Genomic DNA, 20,972 nt, shown 5'->3' with positions numbered 1-20,972 from the left:
AATTGCACCGATACACATGACTGTATCGGCTTCAAACGACTTGCCCTGCCCCTTCAAGGACGTCTGCACATGAGCTTGACCATTCGCCCTGCCGTGCGTACCGATGCTGCGCAAATCCTCGCCTTCATCACTGAGCTTGCCGAATACGAACGCGCGCGCCATGAAGTGGTGGCCACCGTTGCCGACATCGAACACAGCCTGTTCGACGAAGGCAGCACCGTCCACAGCCTGATCTGTGAGCGCGACGGTGTGGCCATTGGCTTTGCCGTGTACTTCTACAGTTACTCCACCTGGCTTGGACGCAACGGCATCTACCTGGAAGACCTTTACATCACGCCCGAACAACGCGGCGACGGCGCCGGGCGGCAAGTTTTGCGGCACATTGCCCGCGAAGCCGTGGCCAAAGGCTGCGGGCGTATGGAGTGGAGCGTGCTGGACTGGAACGAGCCAGCCATCGGTTTCTACAAGTCCCTCGGCGCCGAGCCTCAGGATGAGTGGGTGCGTTACCGGCTCGATGGGGAGCGGTTGGCGCAATTTGCTGCGCAGACCTGAGACCCCGGGGCCGCGTCCCGGCCCTTACCCGTCCGGGACGCCTGGCGTCCATGTGTCCTGATCGATGATGCATGGCCACATATCATTCCGCTTGATAATAACCTTCGCGCCGTTCGATTCGTTCCCCGCGCGCAAGACTCGCAGAATCCGCCCACTATCCAATCATTGGCGGAGTTCTCCATGGAACAATCACTCAAACCCCTGCGCTTTCCCCTCGCTGCCCTGGCAGTGCTGGTGATCGCCGCGTGCGGTCGTACTCCGGAGGCTGTACAGGCTCCTGCCGCGCCCAAGGTCAGCGTGGCCAAGGTGATCGAGCAGCCGATCAACGAATGGGACGAGTTCACCGGTCGCCTGGAAGCGCCGGAAACCGTCGAGGTGCGTCCGCGAGTCTCCGGCCAGATCGACCTGGTGGCTTTCACCGAAGGCGCCCAAGTGCAAAAAGGTGACCTGCTGTTCCAGATCGACCCGCGTCCGTTCCAGGCCGAGGTACGCCGTCTGGAGGCGCAACTGCAACAAGCCCGCGCCACGGCGCTGCGTAGCGAGAACGAAGCCCGTCGTGGTGAACGCCTGCGTGACAGCAACGCGATTTCCGCAGAGCTGGCCGAATCGCGCAGCAGCGCCGCCGCCGAGGCTCGCGCCGGCGTCGCGGCGATCCAGGCGCAACTGGACCTGGCCCGCCTGAACCTGAGCTTCACCCGAGTGACCGCGCCGATCAGCGGCCGTGTCAGCCGCGCCCAGTTCACCGCCGGCAACATCGTCACCGCAGACGTCACGCCGCTCACCTCCGTGGTTTCCACCGACAAGGTCTACGCCTACTTCGACGCCGACGAGCGGGTCTACCTCAAGTACACCCAGCTGGCCCGCGACGGTCAACGCGGCCAGAGCACCCCGGTATACCTGGGCCTGACCAACGAGACCGGCAATCCGCACCTGGGCCAGATGAACTTCGTCGACAACCAGGTCAACCCGCGCACCGGCACCATTCGTGGCCGCGCGGTGTTCGACAACCGCGACGGCCGGTTCACTCCCGGCCTGTATGCCCGCCTGAAGCTGGTCGGCAGCGCCAAGTACGACGCCGTGCTGATCAACGACGAGGCCGTGGGCACCGACCTTGGCAAGAAGTTCGTACTGGTCATGGACAAGGACAACAAGGCCGCCTACCGCGCTGTGGAACTTGGGCCCAAGCTCGAAGGCCTGCGGATCGTGCGCAGCGGCCTGAGCAAGGATGACCGCATCGTGGTCAAGGGCCTGCAGCGCGTACGCCCCGGCTCGCCGGTCACGCCACAGGAAACGCCGATGGCCAGCGAAGAGACCCTTGCCACCCTGGCCCGCCAGCGCCAGGCCCTGGAAGCCAGCAACAAGGCAGCACCGGCCGTCGCCGGCGCTCGTGAAAACGTCGCCAGTGCCCAGGCACCGCGCGGTTAAGGGACCCCACCGATGAACTTTTCGAAATTCTTCATCACCCGGCCGATTTTCGCCGCCGTGCTTTCGCTGGTGCTGCTGATCGCAGGCTCCATCGCGCTGTTCAAGCTGCCGATCAGCGAATATCCGGAAGTGGTGCCGCCTACCGTGGTGGTGCGCGCCAACTTCCCCGGCGCCAACCCCAAAGTGATCGGCGAAACCGTCGCCGCACCGCTGGAGCAGGCGATCACGGGCGTCGAGAACATGTTGTACATGTCCTCGCAGTCTACCGCCGACGGCAAGCTGACCCTGACCATCACCTTCGCCCTGGGCACCGACCTGGACAACGCCCAGGTGCAAGTGCAGAACCGGGTCACCCGGACCCAGCCGAAGCTGCCCGAAGAAGTGACGCGCATCGGTATCACGGTCGACAAGGCCTCGCCCGACCTGACCATGGTCGTGCACCTGACCTCGCCGGACAACCGCTACGACATGCTGTATCTGTCCAACTACGCCATCCTCAACATCAAGGATGAGCTGGCGCGCCTGGGTGGCGTGGGTGACGTGCAATTGTTCGGCATGGGCGACTATTCCCTGCGGGTCTGGCTCGATCCGAACAAGACCGCCTCGCGCAACCTGACTGCCAGCGACGTGGTGGCGGCCATCCGCGAACAGAACCGCCAGGTCGCCGCCGGCCAGCTGGGCGCCCCGCCCGCCCCTGGCGCGACCAGCTTCCAGTTATCGATCAATACCCAAGGCCGCCTGGTCAACGAGGAAGAGTTCGAGAACATCATCATCCGCGCCGGCGAGAACGGCGAGATCACTCGCCTGAAGGACATCGCCCGGGTAGAGCTGGGCTCCAGCCAGTACGCCTTGCGCTCGCTGCTGAACAACCAGCCGGCGGTGGCGATCCCGATCTTCCAGCGCCCGGGGTCCAATGCCATCGAAATCTCGGACGAAGTTCGCGCCAAGATGGCCGAGCTGAAGAAGGACTTCCCCGAGGGGATGGACTACAGCATCGTCTATGACCCGACCGTGTTCGTTCGCGGCTCCATCGAGGCCGTAGTGCACACCTTGTTCGAGGCCCTGGTGTTGGTGGTGCTGGTGGTGATCCTGTTCCTGCAGACCTGGCGCGCCTCGATCATCCCGCTGATGGCCGTGCCGGTATCGCTGATCGGCACCTTCGCGGTGATGCACCTGTTCGGCTTCTCGCTCAACGCGCTGTCGCTGTTTGGCCTGGTGCTGGCCATCGGGATCGTGGTGGACGATGCCATCGTCGTGGTGGAGAACGTCGAGCGCAACATCGGCCTGGGCCTCAAACCCATGGAAGCGACGCAAAAGGCCATGAGCGAAGTGACCGGGCCGATCATCGCCACCGCGCTGGTGCTGTGCGCCGTGTTCGTGCCGGCCGCGTTCATCTCCGGCCTTACCGGGCAGTTCTACAAGCAGTTCGCCCTGACCATCGCCATTTCGACCGTGATTTCGGCGTTCAACTCGCTGACCCTGTCGCCGGCCCTGGCCGCGGTGCTGCTCAAGGACCACCACGCGCCCAAGGACCGCTTCTCGCGGTTCCTGGAAAAACTGCTGGGCAGCTGGCTGTTCGCCCCGTTCAACCGCTTCTTCGACCGTGCAAGCCATCGTTATGTTGGCGGTGTGCGCCGGGTCATTCGTTCCAGCGGTATCGCCCTGTTCGTCTATGCAGGCTTGATGGGCCTGACGTACCTGGGCTTCTCGTCCACCCCGACCGGTTTCGTCCCGGCCCAGGACAAGCAGTACTTGGTGGCCTTCGCCCAACTGCCGGACGCCGCCAGCCTCGACCGCACCGAGGCGGTGATCAAGAAGATGAGCGAGATCGCCCTGGAGCAACCTGGCGTAGCCGACTCGGTGGCCTTCCCTGGCCTGTCGATCAACGGCTTCACCAACAGCCCCAACAGCGGCATCGTGTTCACCCCGCTCAAACCCTTCGACGAGCGCAAGGACCCGAGCCAGTCGGCGGCCGCCATCGCGGCGGCGCTGAACGCCAAGTTCGCTGACATCCAAGACGCCTACATCGCGATCTTCCCGCCGCCGCCCGTGCAGGGCCTGGGCACCATCGGTGGCTTCCGCCTGCAGATCGAGGACCGTGGCAACCTGGGTTACGAAGCGCTGTACAAGGAAACCCAGAACATCATCGCCAAGAGCCATAACGTGCCGGAGCTGGCAGGTCTGTTCACCAGCTATCAGGTCAACGTGCCTCAGGTCGATGCCGCCATCGACCGCGAAAAAGCCAAGACTCATGGCGTGGCGATCAACGACATCTTCGAGACGCTGCAGATCTACCTGGGCTCGCTGTACACCAACGACTTCAACCGCTTTGGCCGCACCTACCAGGTCAATGTCCAGGCCGAACAGCAGTTCCGTCTCGACGCCGAACAGATCGGCCAGCTGAAGGTACGCAACAACCTGGGCGAGATGATCCCGCTGGCGACCTTCCTCAAGGTCAGCGATACCTCGGGACCTGACCGGGTGATGCACTACAACGGCTTCATCACCGCCGAAATCAACGGCGGTGCCGCGCCCGGCTACAGCTCCGGCCAGGCCGAGGCCGCCATGGAGAAACTGCTCAAGGAAGAACTGCCCAACGGCATGACCTTCGAATGGACCGACCTGACCTACCAGCAGATCCTGGCGGGCAACACCGCGCTGTTCGTCTTCCCGCTCTGCGTATTGCTGGCCTTCTTGGTGCTGGCCGCCCAGTACGAGAGCTGGAGCCTGCCGTTGGCGGTGATCCTGATCGTGCCGATGACCCTGCTGTCGGCCATCACCGGCGTGATCATCTCGGGGGGTGACAACAACATCTTCACCCAGATCGGCTTGATCGTGCTGGTGGGCCTGGCGTGCAAGAACGCCATCCTCATCGTCGAGTTCGCCAAGGACAAGCAGGCCGAGGGCCTGGATCCGCTGGCTGCGGTGCTGGAGGCGTGCCGCCTGCGTCTGCGTCCGATCCTGATGACCTCGATCGCCTTCATCATGGGTGTGGTGCCGCTGGTGTTCTCCTCCGGTGCCGGCGCTGAAATGCGCCATGCCATGGGGGTGGCGGTGTTCTCGGGGATGATTGGCGTGACCGTGTTCGGCCTGTTCCTGACGCCGGTGTTCTTCTTCCTGATCCGCCGTTTCGTCGAACGTCGCCAGGCCCGCAAGGCCGAGCGCGCCCACTCGCTGGAGAGCCATGCATGAACCTGCTCAAACCCCTGACCCCGAGCCTGCTGGCATTGGCCCTGGCGGCCTGCGCGGTGGGCCCGGACTACCAGGCGCCGGCGACCGAGCCTGCGCACCTGGACGCCGAACTGCCGACCAAGGCCTTGGACCGCAGCCGCTTCGAGAGCATCTGGTGGAAGCAGTTCGACGACCCGGTGCTCAACCAACTGGTACAGGCATCGCTGGAAGGCAACCGTGACCTGCGCGTGGCTTTCGCCAGGCTCAAGTCAGCGCGCTCGATTCGCGAGGACGCCGAGAACGACCAACTGCCGGTGGTGACCAGCCGCGTCAGCAGCGACATCGGCAAAGGCCAGATCCCTGGCCAGACCGAGCAGCGGGTCAACAGTGAGCGCTATGACCTGGGCCTGGACATGGCCTGGGAGCTGGACCTGTTCGGCCGCATCCAGCGGCAAATCGAGGCCAGCCAAGCGCAGGAGGAGGCTGCTGCGGCCGACCTGCAGCAGTTGCAGGTCAGCCTCATCGCAGAACTGGTGGACGCCTATGGCCAACTGCGCGGCGCCCAACTGCGCGAGAAGATCGCCTTGGCCAACCTCAAGACCCAGCAGGAGTCGCGCAGCATCACCGAGACCCTGCGCGATGCCGGGGTCGGCAATGACCTGGACGTGGTTCGCGCCGATGCCCGCCTGGCCGCGGTGGAAGCGACCGTGCCACAGTTGCAGGCCGAACAAGTGCGCGCCCGCAACCGCATCGCCACCCTGCTTGGCCAGCGTCCGGATGCGCTGAGCGTGGACCTCTCGCCCAAAGCCTTGCCGGCGATTGCCAAGGCCTTGCCGGTGGGTGACCCCGGCGAACTGCTGCGCCGCCGCCCGGACATCCGCAGTGCCGAACGCCAGCTGGCAGCGGCCACGGCCAACGTCGGTGTGGCCACCGCGGACCTATTCCCGCGGGTGAGCCTCAGTGGATTCCTGGGCTTTACAGCGGCGCGTGGGTCGCAGATCGGCTCGTCGGCGGCCAATGCCTGGGCTTTGGGGCCGAGCATTACCTGGGCGGCGTTCGACCTGGGCAGCGTCCGGGCCCGCCTGCGCGGCGCCAAGGCCGATGCCGAGGGGGCGCTGGCCAACTATGAACAGCAGGTGCTGCTGGCCTTGGAAGAATCGGCCAATGCTTTCAGTGATTACGGCAAGCGTCAGCAACGGCTGCTGGCGTTGATCCGCCAAAGCGATGCGAGTCGCAAGGCGGCTGACTTGGCGTCGGTGCGGTATCGGGAAGGGACTGTCGATTATCTGGTGCTGCTCGATGCGGAGCGGGAGCGGCTCAGTGCCGAGGATGCGCAGGCGCAGGGTGAGGTTGAGCTTTATCGGGGCATTGTGGCGATCTACAAGGCTCTGGGGGGCGGGTGGCAGCCTGAGGGGCAGGCGGTGGCCAGCGTTCGCTGAGGTTTTTCTAGGACTCCTTTGGTTGGTTCCTCCCCCAACCGTTTGCCCTGCTGGCCTTTGGTCTGCGGGGCTTTTTTTTGAGGGGCTTGGGCTTTCAGGCTGTGTGAATATCCGGGTTTGGTGGGGGCGCCACCGGCGCTTTTCGCCTTTACGGCGACCTACTTTTGCTCTTGGGCAAAAGTAGGCAAAAACCGCTGGCTCCCACATCCGGCCCCTGCGCTGCGCTCCGGGGTCCCCTCCGCTCCGGTGCCTTTCGGGGCTTCGCGGCCTCCGGCTGGCTGCGCCAGCCTCCATCTCGCGACTTCGGCTAGCGCCGAAGGGCGCTGCGCGCCTGCCCCTCCAGACACCTCCACTCGGCCTTCTGAGGTCGCGATAGGTGGCGTCTGGACTATCGCGTATCAAAAGCAACGGCAACGGCAAACAAGTTAATTGTTTGGCTGTTTGTTCCGGCCTATTTGCGGGTAGGAGCGCCGCCGCTCCTACAGGCACAGCGCCGTTCTCAAGAGCTGTGAGCCTGTGTGTGCGGCGGTTCGGCGCCCCGATTTACCCGCGAATAGGCCCAAAAGCTCACCACAAAAACCACTCAATGAAACAACGCCAGCCCAGGCGCCGCCCGTAACTTGCGCCCCATCAGCAGGCCGAGCGGAGGTGTCTGGAGGGGCAGGCGCGCAGCGCCCTTCGGCGGTAGCCGAAGTCGCGAGATGGAGGCTGGCGTAGCCAGCCGGAGGCCGCGAGGCCCCGCAAGACACCGCAGCGAGGGGACCCGGTGCGAAGCGCCGGGCCGGATGCAGGGGCGCGCGGCTTTTGGTTACTTTTGGCCAAGACCAAAAGTGACCCGCCGTAAGGGCGGAAAGGTGACTAACCGTCGCCAAATCAAACGGATAAGCCCACAAACCACAAAACCACAAAACCATCAGGAAACCGCCGAAACCCCCTCAACCCCACGCGCAGCGTACTTCTGAGCCAACACCGCACACACCATCAACTGAATCTGATGAAACAACATCAACGGCAAGATCATCGCCCCAATCCCACCGCCCACGAACAAGACCTGAGCCATCGGCACTCCCGTAGCCAGGCTCTTCTTCGACCCGGCAAACAAGATGGTGATGCGATCTTCCACACTGAACCCCAACACACGCCCCAACACCCGGGTCACGAACAACACCGCTGCAAGCAAGATCCCGCAGACGACGAACAGCCCCGCCAAATGCTGCGCCGAGACCGTATGCCAAAGCCCGGTGACCACCGCATCGCTGAAAGCCGTATACACCACCAGCAGGATCGAACCTTGGTCGACGATCTTCAGCCACCGTGCATTGCGCTTGACCCATTCCCCGATCCAGCGACGGGCAACCTGCCCTGCCACGAACGGGACCAGCAGTTGCAGCGTGATCTTCAACACCGCGTCCAACCCCGACCCGGTGTCGCCCTCGGCACCGAGCAGTAGCATCACCAGCAACGGTGTGAGGAAGATCCCCAGCAGGCTCGATGCCGCTGCGCTGCAGATCGCCGCCGGAATGTTGCCGCGCGCCAGGGAGGTGAAGGCAATCGCCGACTGCACTGTCGCCGGCAAGGCGCACAGATAGAGCACGCCCAGATACAGCTCGTTGCCCACCAACGGCACGAACAGCGGCTTGAAGGCCATGCCCAGCAACGGGAACATCACGAACGTGCAGGCGAACACCAGCAAGTGCAACCGCCAATGGCTGGCGCCAGCGATGATCGCTTCGCGCGACAGCTTGGCGCCGTGCAGGAAGAACAGCAGGCCAATCGCCAAATTGGTCAACCAGCCAAAGAACACCGCGCCATCGCCTGAACACGGCAAGAAGGTGGCGATCAGCACGACCCCAAGCAAGGCTAAGGTGAAGTTATCGAAGATTTTTCTGACGTACTTCATGGTTTATTCCGAGTTGTATTTATGCAGGAGCAAACGATAAGGTCTCGCCTTCCCTACCGCTAACGCCGGAACCCCCACTAGTGTCGCTGAACGGACATCCCGAGGCCTGCCTCGACCAGCTCGAATGCCTACCACGACAGGTCTATGGCCAGGCCGAAAGCCTCCCCAACATTGCCTTGGGCTATCGTCACCGGCATCCATGGGGGCAACTCTCCCACGCCCGCAACGGCATCCTGCGCGTGCACACGCCCGAAGGCCTGTATCTGGTGCCCCCCCAACGGGCCGTCTGGATCGCCGCACAGGTTCCCCACCGTGTGGTCTGCGAGCCCAACACCTGTATCCGTAGCCTGTATATCGAACCTGCCGCCCTGCCCTGGCCGGCCATGGCCTGCCGGGTGGTGGTAGTGGAACCGCTGCTGGGCGAACTGATCCAGGCGTTCTCGCAATTGCCCGTGCACTATGACGAGTCAGGCGCCGATGGGCGTCTGGTGCAGGTGCTGCTCGACCGTCTGGCCAGTGCCCAGGAAGAACAGATGCTCCTGCCGCTCCCTCGCGATCGTCACTTGCGTCAGATCTGCCGTCGCCTGCAAGCCTCGCCCGACGATACCCGCAGTCTGGCCGACTGGGCGCTGCGTCTTGGCATCTCGGAAAAGACCCTCAGCCGGCGCTTTCTGCGCGAGACCGGCCTGACCTTCCGCCTATGGCGTCAACGGGTGCGCCTGCTAAGTGCCTTGCCAGCGCTGGAGCGCGCAGAACGGGTCACTGACGTGGCCTTGGCTTGTGGCTATGCCTCGCTTTCAGCATTCATCGCGGCCTTTGGCGAGCATTTCGGCCAATCGCCAGGCGAGTTCCTGCGACGCCACACACCTTACTGAATCTGAAAAGGATCTTTTGCATGAAGCCACTGCCCTACGTGCGCTTTGCACTCGCTTTGAGCCTCGCCACCGTGACCGGGCACAGCCTGGCCGACGCGCTGCACACACAGGTCGATGAGGTTATCGAGCCCTTGATGCGTGAACACGACATCGCGGGCATGGCCGTGGCCGTGATCGCCGATGGCAAGGAGCACTACTTCACGTACGGCGTGGCCAACAAGGCCAACGCCCAACCCGTGAAACGCGACACGTTGTTCGAGGTCGGCTCGCTCAGCAAGACCTACACCGCCACCCTCGTTGCGCTTGCCAGCGCCCAGGGTACGCTGGCGCTGGATGCCCCCGCCAAACGCTACCATCCGGCCCTTGAAGGCACGTCCCTGGGTGAGGCCAGTGTGCTGGAACTGGGTGCCTACAGCGCCGATTGCCTACCGCTGCAATTCCCCGACAACGTGCAGACCGAAGCGCAGGTGCAGGCCTTCTATCAGCACTGGAAACCGCGTGTTGCACGGGCCACTCAGCGCTGTTACTCCAACCCCAGCCTAGGCCTGTTTGGTGATCTGGCGGCGCGTGCACAGAAACAATCGTTCGCCAAGATCATGACCGAACAACTCTTGCCTGCACTAGGCCTGACCGATACCTACCTTGCCGTACCTGGCACTGCACAACAGCGTTATGCCCAGGGCTACAACGCCAGCAACCAGCCGGTGCGGGTCAATCCAGGACCATTGGCGGACGAAGCCTATGGAATCAAGACCACCGTGAACGATGCCGCACGCTATGTGCGCCTGCAGTTGAACGCCGACTCGCTGGCGCCATCGCTGCAAAAGGCGATCGCCCTCACCCAGGCGGGCTACTTCAAGGTCGGCCCGATGACCCAGGGCCTTGGATGGGAGCGCTACCGGTATCCAGTCGCCTTGGAAACCTTGCTTAAAGGCAATAGCTCTGAGGTAGCTCTCAACCCCCAACCTACCGTCCGTTTGCAACCGACCCTGCCCACCGAACCAGCCGCTTGGTACAACAAGACCGGTGCCACCGGAGGTTTCGGTGCGTACTACGCCTTCATCCCGGCCAAGGGGCTGGGGATCGTCCTGCTCGCCAACCGCAACTACCCAAATGAAGCCAGGGTACGCGCGGCCTACCAGATCCTTTCCGCCTTGGAGCGCTGAGACACGAAGCAGCCACTTCAGCCCCAGAACACGCTCGAGGCGCTGCGCGTGATCGATTGTCAGACAACATGTAGTGCCAAAAAATATTCACTACAAACCTGTTGACGTCGTTCATCACCCTTGGGCATGATGAGGCCGTCTCCCTGATCGGGAGCGGTGGCAAGGGTGTTCCAGACGGCCTGCGCGGTAACGCAGGCCGTCCGTGGAGAGGGAAACTGTCCAAAAGGCAGCGTGAGAAGGCCCCTGTTGCAATGCTGCTGTAGCAGCCGTGTTAGTGCGCTACACATCGTGGCGCCGAGTGAAAAATCACTGACTGATGGGTAATGGGGGCTTTATGATGAATTTGAACAACAATCCTACGATCGACCAATTGGCCCAGCTGTTCGCCGCGCGCAAGGACAGCCTCGATGACCACCTGCTGTGGGTCAGCCAGACTGGCGAGGTACGCCTCGACCGTCTGCCACCCAACACGGTCGAAGATGAATTCGAATCGCACATGCCCAGCATGCGCGCCCGCTTCAAGGTCTACCGCCGTGGCCAAGGCTATGTCGGCAAGAAGGCCGCCGCCGACACCGAGTTCGTCGGCCGCGTCCTGCAGACCCTACAACAAGAATGGCCTACCGCCCGTGAGCGGCAGGCAGTCAAGGTGATAGACCCATTGAACTGAGTCGTACCACCCTTCTTTGAGCCCGGCCCTGCAAGGCCGGGCTTTTTCATGCCTGTTACACTGTGCGCTCCTGTTTGTTGGAGCCTGCGATGAATATCCCTGCCTATGGCACCGGCGACGCGTCCTACCTGGCCGCTGGCGGCATCGACGGCCTGCGCCGTCTGGTCGATGATTTTTACCGATTGATGGACCAGCGCCCTGAAGCATCCAGCGTGCGGCGCATGCACCCTGACAACCTTGAAGGCTCACGGGACAAACTGGCATGCTTTCTGAGCGGTTGGCTCGGTGGACCACGCCTGTACAGCGAGCGCTATGGCTCGATCGCCATTCCCTCATTCCACGCACAATGGCCAATCGACGAAGAGCACGCCAACGTCTGGCTAAGCTGCATGGAACAAGCCATTGCCTTGCAGCCTTGGGCCAAGGATTTTGCAGAGTACCTGTTGCGCCAGCTGCGCGTGCCGGCCGAGCGTATCGTCCAGGCCAGCCGCAACCGCCGCGCTCAGGCCTGAAGTCGCCGGGCCCTGGCCGCGGGCAACGGCACGGCGCCGGTGGCCAAGGCCCGAGCGCGCTCCACGCCCCAGACCAGGGCACGGGTCATGGTCTCACCGGGGCGCGCGGGATAGTACTCCTCCAGCAGGGCTTTGCCGTTTCCAGCATATAGCCCGAGAAACAATTGCGTGGCACCCAACCGCGACAACCGCACCTGGATATCGAGCACGGTGCCATCACTCAGGACTTCGTCATGGCAGCGGCTGTGCAACTGGGCATCGGCCCATTCCCAGTAAGTCTGTTCCCTGACACGCATGCTTTCACCTCCTTGTGCTGAAAATCGGCGCAAGAAAAGCACAGCCGTGAGCGCCCGGCGAGTACGACCCACCGATGCCATGAGCAAGATCAACAAACAGGATGAAAAGCTGCCAGCGATCGTGATGCAGTTCTCCGATCGATCAGGCAAGCGTCGGCGCAGGAGCCAAAGTGCCCTCGCCTGACCGCTGTATTGCTGGCCAGGCGAGAACGCTGGGCGGGGTTACTTCCGGGTCCGGAACCGGGGCGTGAAACGGCCCTTTTTGACGCGCTGCAAATGTGCAGGCTTAAGTTGTTCCGATTCATCCAGGGTCATGTTGGCGAACCCCAGGCGCAAGAACGCCTGGCCACACCACACTTGGCTGTTGATCGGGAACGCATCGTTCATGTCTTCGGAAAAGGATTCGCTCATGCCCTGCTCCCTCCAATGATGGCTGCGCCAGCAAGCACTCTGCTTGCTCAGAAGCGGCGGCCCGTTGAAATGGAGACTAGTCGGTCATTTGCAGACCTTCCGGACAATCCGGCATCACCCGACCAGTGGCAAAGTGCCCTACTTCAGGCGGACTGCCGTACCGGTTGCGAATACCACGACCATGCCGCCTTGGACTGATGGCATGCTGATTTCGAAATCCACACCCAGCACTGCATCGGCTTGCAATTGACGTGCCCGCGCCTTCAGCTCCTCGGTGGCCTGCTCACGCGCCTCGCGCAGGGCGCTTTCCAGAGTCTGGGAACGGCCGCCGAAGAAATCACGAAAGCGAGCAAAGAAATCGCGCACGAAGTTGATGCCTTGCACCGATTCGGCGCTGACCACACCCAGGTATTCGGCGACGGGGCGGCCTTCGAGCTGGCTGGTGGTGCTGATGATCATGAAACGGCTCCTTGGCCACAGTTGGAAACGCGCGAATCTTAACAGACCTTTCCATACGATCTGGCCTGGCCAGCTGCCGCACGGGCGTTGCAATTAGTGTCCGGCTGTCCCAAGCTCTGCCATTCCCGCCGCCACGGACCGCCCGATGCCCAACCGCCGTCGTTACCTGATTGCCCTGCTCTTGCTGGTCCTGGTATCGGGTGTCATCGGCTACCTGAGGCGTGACCCGCAACCCACTGCCCCTGCCATCCCTGCCCACAGCTATGCCAAGGCCTTGCGCCAAGCTCATGATGGCGAGCCGGGTGCAGCGCGGGTGCTCTACCAGCAACTGCAGCGCAACGACCTGGCGCCGATCCGCCGGGCAGCCCTGCACGCCGAGCTGCCCAACTACCCCTCCCCCCAGGCACTGAAACTCGCTCGCCAGGACCTGGAGCACGACGACCCGATGGTTCGTCGCGCCGCCATTACCAGCATTCGCCGGCTGTTACCCGCAGCTCAACGTAGTCTGGTTCTGGGCCCGTTGCTGGAGGACGAGGACCAAGGCGTGCGTTTTGCTGCGGTGGATGCCTTGCTGGGCCTCGATCCCGATGCAATCGGTTTGTACTTCGGCCCCTTGCAGGACACCTTGGAGCAGTACCAGCAGGCACTGGAGGCCCAGCCCGACGACGCCGCCGCGCAAGTGCACCTGGCGCGTCTGTATCTGCATGAAGATGCCTACGACCAGGCCGCCGCCGCCCTGCAACGCAGCCTCAAGATCGCCCCTGAGAACCTCGACGCACTGGCCACGCAGGTCCGACTGCTCGAACGCCAGGGCCAGCACGACGCCTCTCGTCAAGTGCTCGCCAAAGCCTTGGCCCTGCGCCCGGACTCAGCCTTCCTGCAGCATCAGCTGGGCCTTTGGCTGACCCGCCACGATCAAGAAGAGTACGCCCTGCTCGCCTTCTCACGCGCCGTCGAGCTGGAGCCGGACAACCTCGACTACCGCTACAGCCTGGCCGTCACTCTGCATGACTTGGAGCAGGTCGAGGCTGCGCAGAAACAGCTGGAGACCGTGCTGAGCCGGGAACCTGCGAATCGGCGTGCGCGGGTGCTGTTGATTCAGTACTGGAAGGAAACCGGGCAACTGCAGAACGTACAGGTGCTGCTGGCCGAACTCGAGCGGCAGAATCCGGACGATCCGTTGCTCCAGCAAGGCTTGTAGGACGCCGCTCATCTGCGGCGGAACCCCTGCTCTCTGTTCGTGGTCCAGTGGGTATCGGTGACCAGAGTCAGGAGAATCCCTTGGCCGCTGCGGTGCTCATAGACGAACGGGCTCTCATCCTGGGGCCCGCGCAGATCGCTGCGCAGATGTCTCGCCTGCTGACAGGTGCAGGCTTCGTGTGCCTGTGCACCGACAATGTCACGCGCCTGGGCGAATGGCTGGCCGAAGGTGTAGGCCTACTGATTGCCGCCAACAGCACGCTGCCGACAGACCCGCAATCGCCACTGCAAGTGTTCATCGACCAACAACCGGTGTGGTCGGACCTGCCTGTTCTGCTGCTGCTCGATACCCCCCCTTCAGGTACCGACCCTCCCACCTCACGACTGGGCCATCTGCTGCAATTGCCATCGCCTGTCGACGATACCCAGCTCCTTCAGATGAGCCAGGTGGCCCTGCATGCACGGCGCCGGCAGTACCTTGCCCGTGACCGCCTGTGCGAACTGCAACAGCGCCTCGATGACCAACGGCAACGGCCTAAGGAGGAGGATCGGGCATGGCGCCAGACCCGGAAGATGGACGCCGTAGGCCAGCTGGCTGGCGGCATCGCTCATGACTTCAACAACTTGCTCACCAGCATCGGCGGCAGCTTCGAACTGATCGAAAAGCGCTTGCTCCAAGGACGTACGGAGCAGTTGGGAGGCGTACTGCGCATGGGACGCGAAGCCGTGGCACGCGCCGCTCGCCTCACCCATCAGTTGCTGGCGTTCTCTTCTCGGCAGTCCTTGCAACGAAAAATCATCGATCTGCGCAGCCTGCTCCAGCGAGAATCCCTGCAAGCCAAGCTCAACGTATCCGTGACGTTGCAGCTGATCCTGCCAACGAATCTTTGGTTGGTCGAGGCAGACGAGATGCAATTGCGTGAAGTACTGGACAACCTGGTACTAAACGCCTGCGAAGCCATGCCAAGCGGTGGTCAGCTCGACATCGAAGCCAGCAATCAGCATATCGACGATGCCTGTTTCAGCGGCGGTGGACTGTCCGATGGCGACTATCTGCGCCTGAGCATCCGTGACACCGGCCATGGCATGTCGCAAGGCACCCTTGAACGTGCCTTCGAGCCGTTCTTCAGCACCAAACCGATCGGTCAGGGTATCGGCCTGGGCCTGTCGATGGTCTACGGTTTCAGCAAACAGTCTCACGGCCATGTGGTGCTGCACAGCCAGATTGGACACGGTACCCAGGTCGACCTTTACCTGCCACGCTATCGCGGCCAGGCAAAGCCCAAGACAGATACTCACCCCATGAAAGCCGTCGACGGCAATCGTGATGTGCTGATCGTCGAGGACGATCCTCATGTACGAAACCTGGTTTTCCAGGCGCTGCGCGAAGAGGGTTTCCCCTGTCAGGCCGCCTGCAATGCCGATGAAGCCCTGCAACTGCTGAACTCGCCAAGGCAGTTTGCTTTGCTGATCAGTGATGTAGGGCTACCAGGAATGAACGGTCGTCAGCTCGCGCAGATCGCCCGTAAACGGCGGCCTGGCCTGCAGGTGCTGTTCATCACCGGCTATGCCGAGACCGCCATGGCTCGCGACGACTTTCTCGACCCCGGCATGCAGCTGATCTGCAAACCGTTCGAACTGAGCCAGTTGCAGGCCCGGGTCATGCAGATGCTCGGCGAGGTCTGATCAACGACCGATGTCTTCATTCCACAGCGCTGGATGGTTTTCGATGAAGTCGCGCATCATCTGCTCGCACGAGGCATCCTGCAGCACTTCTACGCGTACTCCCCGGCTTTGCAGCAATTGCTCTTCACCCATGAACGTGCGGTTCTCTCCCACCACCACATGGCCGATGCCATAGAGCAAGATGGCGCCACTGCACATCGGGCAAGGCGACAGCGTCGTGTACAGCGTAGCCTCGCGGTAGACCTGCGCGTTTTGGCGACCGGCCCGTTCCAGGGCATCCATCTCGCCGTGCAGGATGGCACTGCCGCATTGCACCCGGCGGTTATGCCCACGCCCGATGATCCGCCCCTCATGAACCAGCACCGAGCCAATGGGGATGCCCCCTTCGGCAAGTCCTTGGCGCGCCTCATCGATGGCCGCCTGCATGAATGTGTCCATACTGCCTCCTGTCATGCCGCCATGCTCGACGGTCTGCCGAGCAGGCTAGCACACGCGCCGGGCCGTGGCTTTCCCGCCATGGGCGTCTATGCTCATTAGGTTTTCTTCTGCCCCGGGCAGATCCGGGCCCTTTGCTGGCGCTGGGAGTGTGGTCATGAGCAAGAAAATCCTGGTTGTGCTGACCAATACGGCGAAATATCCAACGCTGCGGCGCGCCACCGGTCTGTGGCTGGGCGAAGCGGTGCACTTTGTCGACGAGGTCCAGAAGGCCGGCTATGCCGTCGACTACGTCAGCCCCGCCGGGGGCTATGTACCGATCGATCCCCACAGCCTGCAAATGGCGCCCGAGCTCGATTGGCAGTGGTATGACGATAAAGCCTTCATGAATCGCCTGGGCAGCACCCTTTCTCCCGGCCAAGTCAAGGCCGACAGTTATTGCGCGATCTACTACGCCGGCGGCCATGGCGTGGTCTGGGACCTTCCCGACAACGCGCCGCTGCAGGAACTGGCCCGACGCATCTACGAGGCCGGAGGGGTGGTGGCTGCGGTGTGCCATGGCGTGGTCGGCTTGCTCAACATCAAGCTCAGTGACAACAGCTTGTTGGTCAGGGGGCGACAGGTCACCGGGTTCTCCAACACCGAGGAGAAACTCGCCGAGTTGGACAAGGTCGTTCCGTTCCTGACGGAAAACGAACTGGTCGCCCGTGGCGGCAAATACAGCAAGCACGAGGACCCTTGGGCTGCCTTCGTCGTCAGCGACGACCGGCTGATCACCGGGCAGAATCCGGCCTCGAGCCGGCAGGTAGCGCAACAGGTGCTGGAGCGACTGAAAAAGCCGGCATGACTCCGACAACGTCTTTTGCCATGTACCGCTGCGCAAACGGATCGCAGCTACAGTCCACCGGCTACCTGCCCCGTTAATCTTTCCGGCTTCTGTCCATTCAGGACAGTCTGGTCGGAGGGTTACATTTCGATGTCGAGGTTCACTCACGCAGGCCGCAGCCTGCTCGAGATACTGCTGGTCCTGACGATCGGACTGGTCCCGATGGTGTCAGGCCTGCTAGTGATGGTGTACCAGCTGGAAAGAAAACTCGAAGAAAACGCCTTGGTGTCCGTTCAGGAGGCCATCTTCACCGTCGACCGAGTATTGGACCATTTGCAAACAGCCGCCTCCACTGCACTGCCGCTGGCTGGACAGCCCTGTGCGAAGGTTCTGGGGAAGCTCGAACGGCTGGTGGCTGGCGATCCGCGCATTCGCTCGCTGGTGCTGACCCAGGATGGCCAGGCCTACTGCAGCACGATCGAAACCACTTCGTCCTACAGCCCTGCCTTTTCCACTCCCAGCGCCCATGTGCAGCTCAACTTCAACTCGCCGGTCACACCCAATGACGTGGTCGTCGAACTGCGTCTGACCTATGCCAACCCAGGTGTGATTGCCACCGCCTACGGCCTGGAGCTGCGCAACGAACTACGCGGGTTCCAGGATGGCCTGGTGCTGCTGTTGGAATTTGGGGAGACATACCTGTGGAGCGCAGGCGATAGCCGAGAAGCCCAACGCCCTTCGCAAGCGGAGTTCTTTCGCAGTGCGATGTCGAGCAAGCATGGGTACACGGTCAAGGGAGGTTATCCCCAAGGCCATACCAGCCAGGAGATTCGTCAATCGATGTTGCAGATACTCCCCTCACTCGCCCTGATAGGGTTGCTGACGGGGGCAATGATGTATTGGGGAATTTTCAGGAATCGTGCCAGTGGCAGGCACGCTGCGTCATCCCGGGGATGACCCAGCGTGCCCTGGGCCTTATTCGACGTTCAGGACGCCGCGGCGAACCTGGTCACGCTCGATGGACTCGAACAGCGCCTTGAAGTTGCCTTCACCGAAGCCGTCGTCACCCTTGCGCTGGATGAACTCGAAGAAGACTGGGCCGAGCAGGGTCTCGGAGAAGATCTGCAGCAACAGACGCTTGTCGCCCGCCTCGGAAGAGCCGTCGAGCAGGATGCCACGGGCCTGCAGCTCGTCGACTGGCTCGCCATGACCTGGCAGGCGCTCTTCGAGCATTTCGTAGTAGGTCTGTGGAGGCGCGGTCATGAAGCGCATGCCATAACCTTTGAGGGCATCCCAGGTCTTGATCAGGTCATCGGTGAAGAAGGCCACGTGTTGGATGCCCTCACCGTTGTACTGCATCAGGAACTCTTCGATCTGCCCCGAGCCCTTGGACGATTCTTCGTTCAGCGGAATACGGATCATGCCATCGGGCGCCGTCATGGCACGCGAGGTCAGGCCGGTGTATTCACCTTTGATGTCGAAGTAGCGGATCTCGCGGAAGTTGAACAGTTTCTCGTAGAAACCGGCCCAGTAGGCCATACGGCCGCGATAGACATTATGGGTCAGGTGGTCGATGAGTTTGAGGCCCGCACCTTTCGGATTGCGGTCAACGCCCTCGATGAACTTGAAGTCGATGTCGTAGATCGAGCTGCCTTCTTCGAAGCGGTCGATCAGGTACAACGGCGCTCCGCCAATACCTTTGATCGCTGGCAGACGCAGCTCCATCGGACCGGTTTCGATTTCGACCGGCTGCGCACCCAGCTCCAGGGCGCGGGCGTAGGCTTCGTGGGCATTGCGAACACGAAATGCCATGCCGCAGACCGATGGGCCGTGCTCGGCGGCAAAGTACGAGGCGATGCTCTTGGGTTCGTTGTTCAGGATCAGGTTGATGCCGCCCTGACGATACAGGTGCACATCTTTGGAACGGTGGGTAGCCACCTTGGTGAAACCCAGCATCTGGAAGACCGGCTCCAGAACGCCTGGGGTGGGGGAAGCGAATTCGATGAACTCAAAGCCCATCAGACCCATCGGGTTGTCGAAGATATCAGCCATGTTGGTGTCCTCATCTATAAGCGAAAAACAGTGAAATCAGGTGCTTTGGATGTCGGACAGGCGTGGTGGCGAGCAGGGTATGCCGCGCACGCTGCGGGCAAGGAAGTCACCAATGATGAGTTTGAACCCTTGATATGTCATATGGACCCATTCTCGGCGGGCTTGATCCTCCGGAACGCGGAGAACCTTATTCTTGTATTCGTAAACGGATTCTACAGTGCGTAAAATCATTTGTCGCGCTTTAGTTCACCGCTTCGGCCGACAAACGGCTATCCTCTGCCCATTGTTTTTCATCAGATTAGATCAGCATGCCTTTCAAGGTTAAACGCTCCGCCCGTCGGGGCTGGCGAGTCCTGCTTCCCTGGGCCGTCGGCGCGCTGCCGCTGCTGTGTGGCCTGGCAATCATGCATTGGCAGGCCCAACGCGAGTTGCAAAACACCAGCCAGGCCACGACCCGACAAGTGGTAGAACAGGTCGAACATATCCTCGACAACATTTCCAACGCCGCCAAAGAGCTATTGCCGCTGGTCGGCCGCCCCTGCGACGAAATCGACCTGGCTCTGCGCAGCCAAGTCACCCGGAACGCCTTTGTGCGCTCCACCAACCTGTTCCACAACAACACCCTCTATTGTTCCTCGCTGTTCGGCAACTTCGACGAGCCGGTAGATGCGCAAGACTATACCGACGGTCGCCTCTGGCTGATGAGCGGCAACTCGGTTACGCCCAACCACCCCTTGCTGGCCTATCGCGCCAGCAACGCTGGCAGCGGTGCGATCGCCACCGTCGATGGCGACCACCTGACCAGCGCACTGCAGTGGGTCAGTTCTGGAGAAGAACTGCAGCTTCAGGTCGGCGACCACTGGATGGGCAAGGACGGTGTGGTACACAAAGGCACGCCGCCAGCAGCGGCCATCGCACCCTCGGTACAGGCATCGATCCGCTACCCGTTCAGCGTTCATGGCGGCTATGGAACAGGGAAGAAAGTCCAGTTCGTCTCCGAACACTATCCGGCCCTGCTCAGTCTGTTGCTATTGCTCGGCGTCCTCGCCGGCATCGTCTGCCACTGGCAGATCCGGCGTGCCTCGTCGCCTCGAGCCGAACTTAGCCGAGCCCTGGAGGCCGATGAATTCCTCCCATACTTCCAACCCGTGGTGCGCAAGGACGACTACCGCTGGGCTGGGGTCGAAGTCCTGATGCGTTGGGACCACCCACGCGAAGGCCTGGTGCGTCCCGACCTTTTTATTCCCTATGCCGAGCACAGCGGCCTGATCGTCCCCATGACCCGCGCTTTGATGCTGCGTACCGCCCAGGCCCTGGCGCCGTATGCCGCACTGCTGGAGGATGGCTTTCACATAGGCATCAACATTACCGCCGATCATTGCCGCGACTTGGAGTTGCTGGATGATTGCCGCACCTTCCTCCAGCACTTCCCGCCGGGGCGCGTGGTGCTGACCTTGGAGCTGACCGAGCGCAAGCTGATCGAAGCCACCCCCATTACCCTGGAGTTGTTCGAGAAACTTCATGACATGGGAGTGATGATCGCTCTGGACGACTTCGGCACGGGCCAGTCGAGCCTCAACTACCTGCGCCAGTTCAAGGTCGACTACCTGAAGATCGACCAGAGTTTCGTGGCCATGATCGGCGGCGACGCGTTGTCCCAGCACATTCTCGACACCATCATCGAACTCTCAGGCAAGCTGGGCCTGGGCATCGTGGCCGAAGGAGTCGAGACCGAGGTTCAACGCGATTACCTGGCCCGGCACCAGGTAGGCTTCCAGCAAGGCTACCTGTTCGGCCGACCGATGCCTGTGGACGACTTCCTCCAAGCCCTGGCCGCCCGCCCGGGGAGCTCGCGGTTGCCGCACAGCATACGGCCTGAGATCATGCCCAACTGATTCAC

Annotated in this window: 19 protein-coding genes; 13 read left to right on the top strand and 6 right to left on the bottom strand. The window is 62.1% G+C overall.

Going from position 1 to position 20,972, the window contains the following annotated elements:
• Positions 1–69 precede the first annotated feature (69 nt).
• The 4 genes from AB1N67_RS11095 to AB1N67_RS11080 all read left to right on the top strand — a co-directional run bounded on the left by AB1N67_RS11095 (position 70) and on the right by AB1N67_RS11080 (position 6,587).
• Positions 70–552: a GNAT family N-acetyltransferase gene (locus AB1N67_RS11095; RefSeq protein WP_043214063.1), complete on the top strand. Its 483-nt coding sequence runs from the start codon at positions 70–72 to the stop codon at positions 550–552.
• A 180-nt stretch (positions 553–732) separates the two neighbouring features.
• Positions 733–1,977 (top strand): multidrug efflux RND transporter periplasmic adaptor subunit MexE, encoded by a 1,245-nt coding sequence (gene mexE / locus AB1N67_RS11090; protein WP_043214066.1) that lies wholly within the window; start codon positions 733–735, stop codon positions 1,975–1,977.
• 12 nt (positions 1,978–1,989) lie between these two features.
• Positions 1,990–5,169, top strand: a complete 3,180-nt coding sequence (locus tag AB1N67_RS11085) for an efflux RND transporter permease subunit (protein WP_043214068.1) — start codon at positions 1,990–1,992, stop codon at positions 5,167–5,169.
• On the top strand, positions 5,166–6,587 hold the full coding sequence (locus tag AB1N67_RS11080; protein WP_102081732.1) for an efflux transporter outer membrane subunit: 1,422 nt from the start codon (positions 5,166–5,168) through the stop codon (positions 6,585–6,587). Before AB1N67_RS11085 ends, AB1N67_RS11080 begins: the two co-directional genes overlap by 4 nt.
• Before the next feature lie 913 nt (positions 6,588–7,500).
• On the opposite strand, the gene AB1N67_RS11075 is transcribed toward AB1N67_RS11080, so the two are convergent.
• A complete protein-coding gene (locus tag AB1N67_RS11075; RefSeq protein WP_336201785.1) occupies positions 7,501–8,487 on the bottom strand; it encodes a bile acid:sodium symporter family protein in 987 nt (328 codons plus the stop codon).
• 80 nt (positions 8,488–8,567) lie between these two features.
• Between AB1N67_RS11075 and AB1N67_RS11070 the strand changes: the two genes are divergently transcribed.
• The 4 genes from AB1N67_RS11070 to AB1N67_RS11055 all read left to right on the top strand — a co-directional run bounded on the left by AB1N67_RS11070 (position 8,568) and on the right by AB1N67_RS11055 (position 11,707).
• Positions 8,568–9,362 (top strand): helix-turn-helix transcriptional regulator, encoded by a 795-nt coding sequence (locus AB1N67_RS11070; RefSeq protein ID WP_043214970.1) that lies wholly within the window; start codon positions 8,568–8,570, stop codon positions 9,360–9,362.
• 20 nt (positions 9,363–9,382) lie between these two features.
• Positions 9,383–10,528, top strand: coding sequence for a class C beta-lactamase (gene ampC / locus AB1N67_RS11065; RefSeq protein WP_090342532.1), 1,146 nt, complete (start codon positions 9,383–9,385; stop codon positions 10,526–10,528).
• Positions 10,529–10,862: 334 nt separating this feature from the next.
• The gene (locus AB1N67_RS11060) at positions 10,863–11,195 is read left to right on the top strand and encodes a hypothetical protein (protein WP_070572416.1); all 333 of its coding nucleotides are present in this window, start codon (positions 10,863–10,865) and stop codon (positions 11,193–11,195) included.
• Between the two features lie 89 nt (positions 11,196–11,284).
• Entirely contained in the window at positions 11,285–11,707 is a 423-nt protein-coding gene (locus tag AB1N67_RS11055) for a group II truncated hemoglobin (protein WP_043214976.1), read from the top strand.
• Here AB1N67_RS11055 and AB1N67_RS11050 read toward each other — a convergent pair.
• From AB1N67_RS11050 to AB1N67_RS11040, 3 genes are all read right to left on the bottom strand, one after another.
• Positions 11,698–12,003, bottom strand: coding sequence for a hypothetical protein (locus tag AB1N67_RS11050; protein ID WP_043214979.1), 306 nt, complete (start codon positions 12,001–12,003; stop codon positions 11,698–11,700). The two genes, AB1N67_RS11055 and AB1N67_RS11050, sit on opposite strands and share 10 nt — an antisense overlap.
• A 222-nt stretch (positions 12,004–12,225) precedes the next feature.
• Positions 12,226–12,414, bottom strand: a complete 189-nt coding sequence (locus AB1N67_RS11045; RefSeq protein WP_043214981.1) for a hypothetical protein — start codon at positions 12,412–12,414, stop codon at positions 12,226–12,228.
• A gap of 138 nt (positions 12,415–12,552) precedes the next feature.
• Entirely contained in the window at positions 12,553–12,873 is a 321-nt protein-coding gene (locus AB1N67_RS11040) for a YbjQ family protein (protein WP_070572421.1), read from the bottom strand.
• A 145-nt stretch (positions 12,874–13,018) separates the two neighbouring features.
• On the opposite strand from AB1N67_RS11040, the gene AB1N67_RS11035 reads away from it, so the two are divergent.
• The gene (locus tag AB1N67_RS11035; RefSeq protein WP_090342529.1) at positions 13,019–14,074 is read left to right on the top strand and encodes a tetratricopeptide repeat protein; all 1,056 of its coding nucleotides are present in this window, start codon (positions 13,019–13,021) and stop codon (positions 14,072–14,074) included.
• A gap of 80 nt (positions 14,075–14,154) precedes the next feature.
• On the top strand, positions 14,155–15,759 hold the full coding sequence (locus AB1N67_RS11030; RefSeq protein WP_367863801.1) for an ATP-binding protein: 1,605 nt from the start codon (positions 14,155–14,157) through the stop codon (positions 15,757–15,759).
• Here AB1N67_RS11030 and AB1N67_RS11025 read toward each other — a convergent pair whose 3' ends face one another.
• Positions 15,760–16,197: a nucleoside deaminase gene (locus AB1N67_RS11025; RefSeq protein WP_043214990.1), complete on the bottom strand. Its 438-nt coding sequence runs from the start codon at positions 16,195–16,197 to the stop codon at positions 15,760–15,762.
• 154 nt (positions 16,198–16,351) lie between these two features.
• Between AB1N67_RS11025 and AB1N67_RS11020 the strand changes: the two genes are divergently transcribed.
• On the top strand, positions 16,352–17,041 hold the full coding sequence (locus tag AB1N67_RS11020; RefSeq protein WP_182940914.1) for a type 1 glutamine amidotransferase domain-containing protein: 690 nt from the start codon (positions 16,352–16,354) through the stop codon (positions 17,039–17,041).
• 129 nt (positions 17,042–17,170) lie between these two features.
• Entirely contained in the window at positions 17,171–17,977 is an 807-nt protein-coding gene (locus AB1N67_RS11015; protein ID WP_043214995.1) for a CSS-motif domain-containing protein, read from the top strand.
• Between the two features lie 18 nt (positions 17,978–17,995).
• Here AB1N67_RS11015 and hppD read toward each other — a convergent pair whose 3' ends face one another.
• Positions 17,996–19,072 carry a 4-hydroxyphenylpyruvate dioxygenase gene (gene hppD / locus AB1N67_RS11010; protein WP_043214998.1) on the bottom strand — a complete coding sequence of 359 codons (1,077 nt, stop codon included), beginning with the start codon at positions 19,070–19,072 and terminating at the stop codon, positions 17,996–17,998.
• A 308-nt stretch (positions 19,073–19,380) separates the two neighbouring features.
• On the opposite strand from hppD, the gene AB1N67_RS11005 reads away from it, so the two are divergent.
• Positions 19,381–20,967: an EAL domain-containing protein gene (locus AB1N67_RS11005; protein ID WP_043215001.1), complete on the top strand. Its 1,587-nt coding sequence runs from the start codon at positions 19,381–19,383 to the stop codon at positions 20,965–20,967.
• Positions 20,968–20,972: the final 5 nt, after the last annotated feature.

Source organism: Pseudomonas guariconensis (genome assembly GCF_040822035.1).
Taxonomy (GTDB): Bacteria; Pseudomonadota; Gammaproteobacteria; order Pseudomonadales; family Pseudomonadaceae; genus Aquipseudomonas; species Aquipseudomonas guariconensis.
The sequence above is the reverse complement of the archived record's forward strand: the minus strand, read 5'-3'. Positions and strand labels throughout refer to the sequence as shown.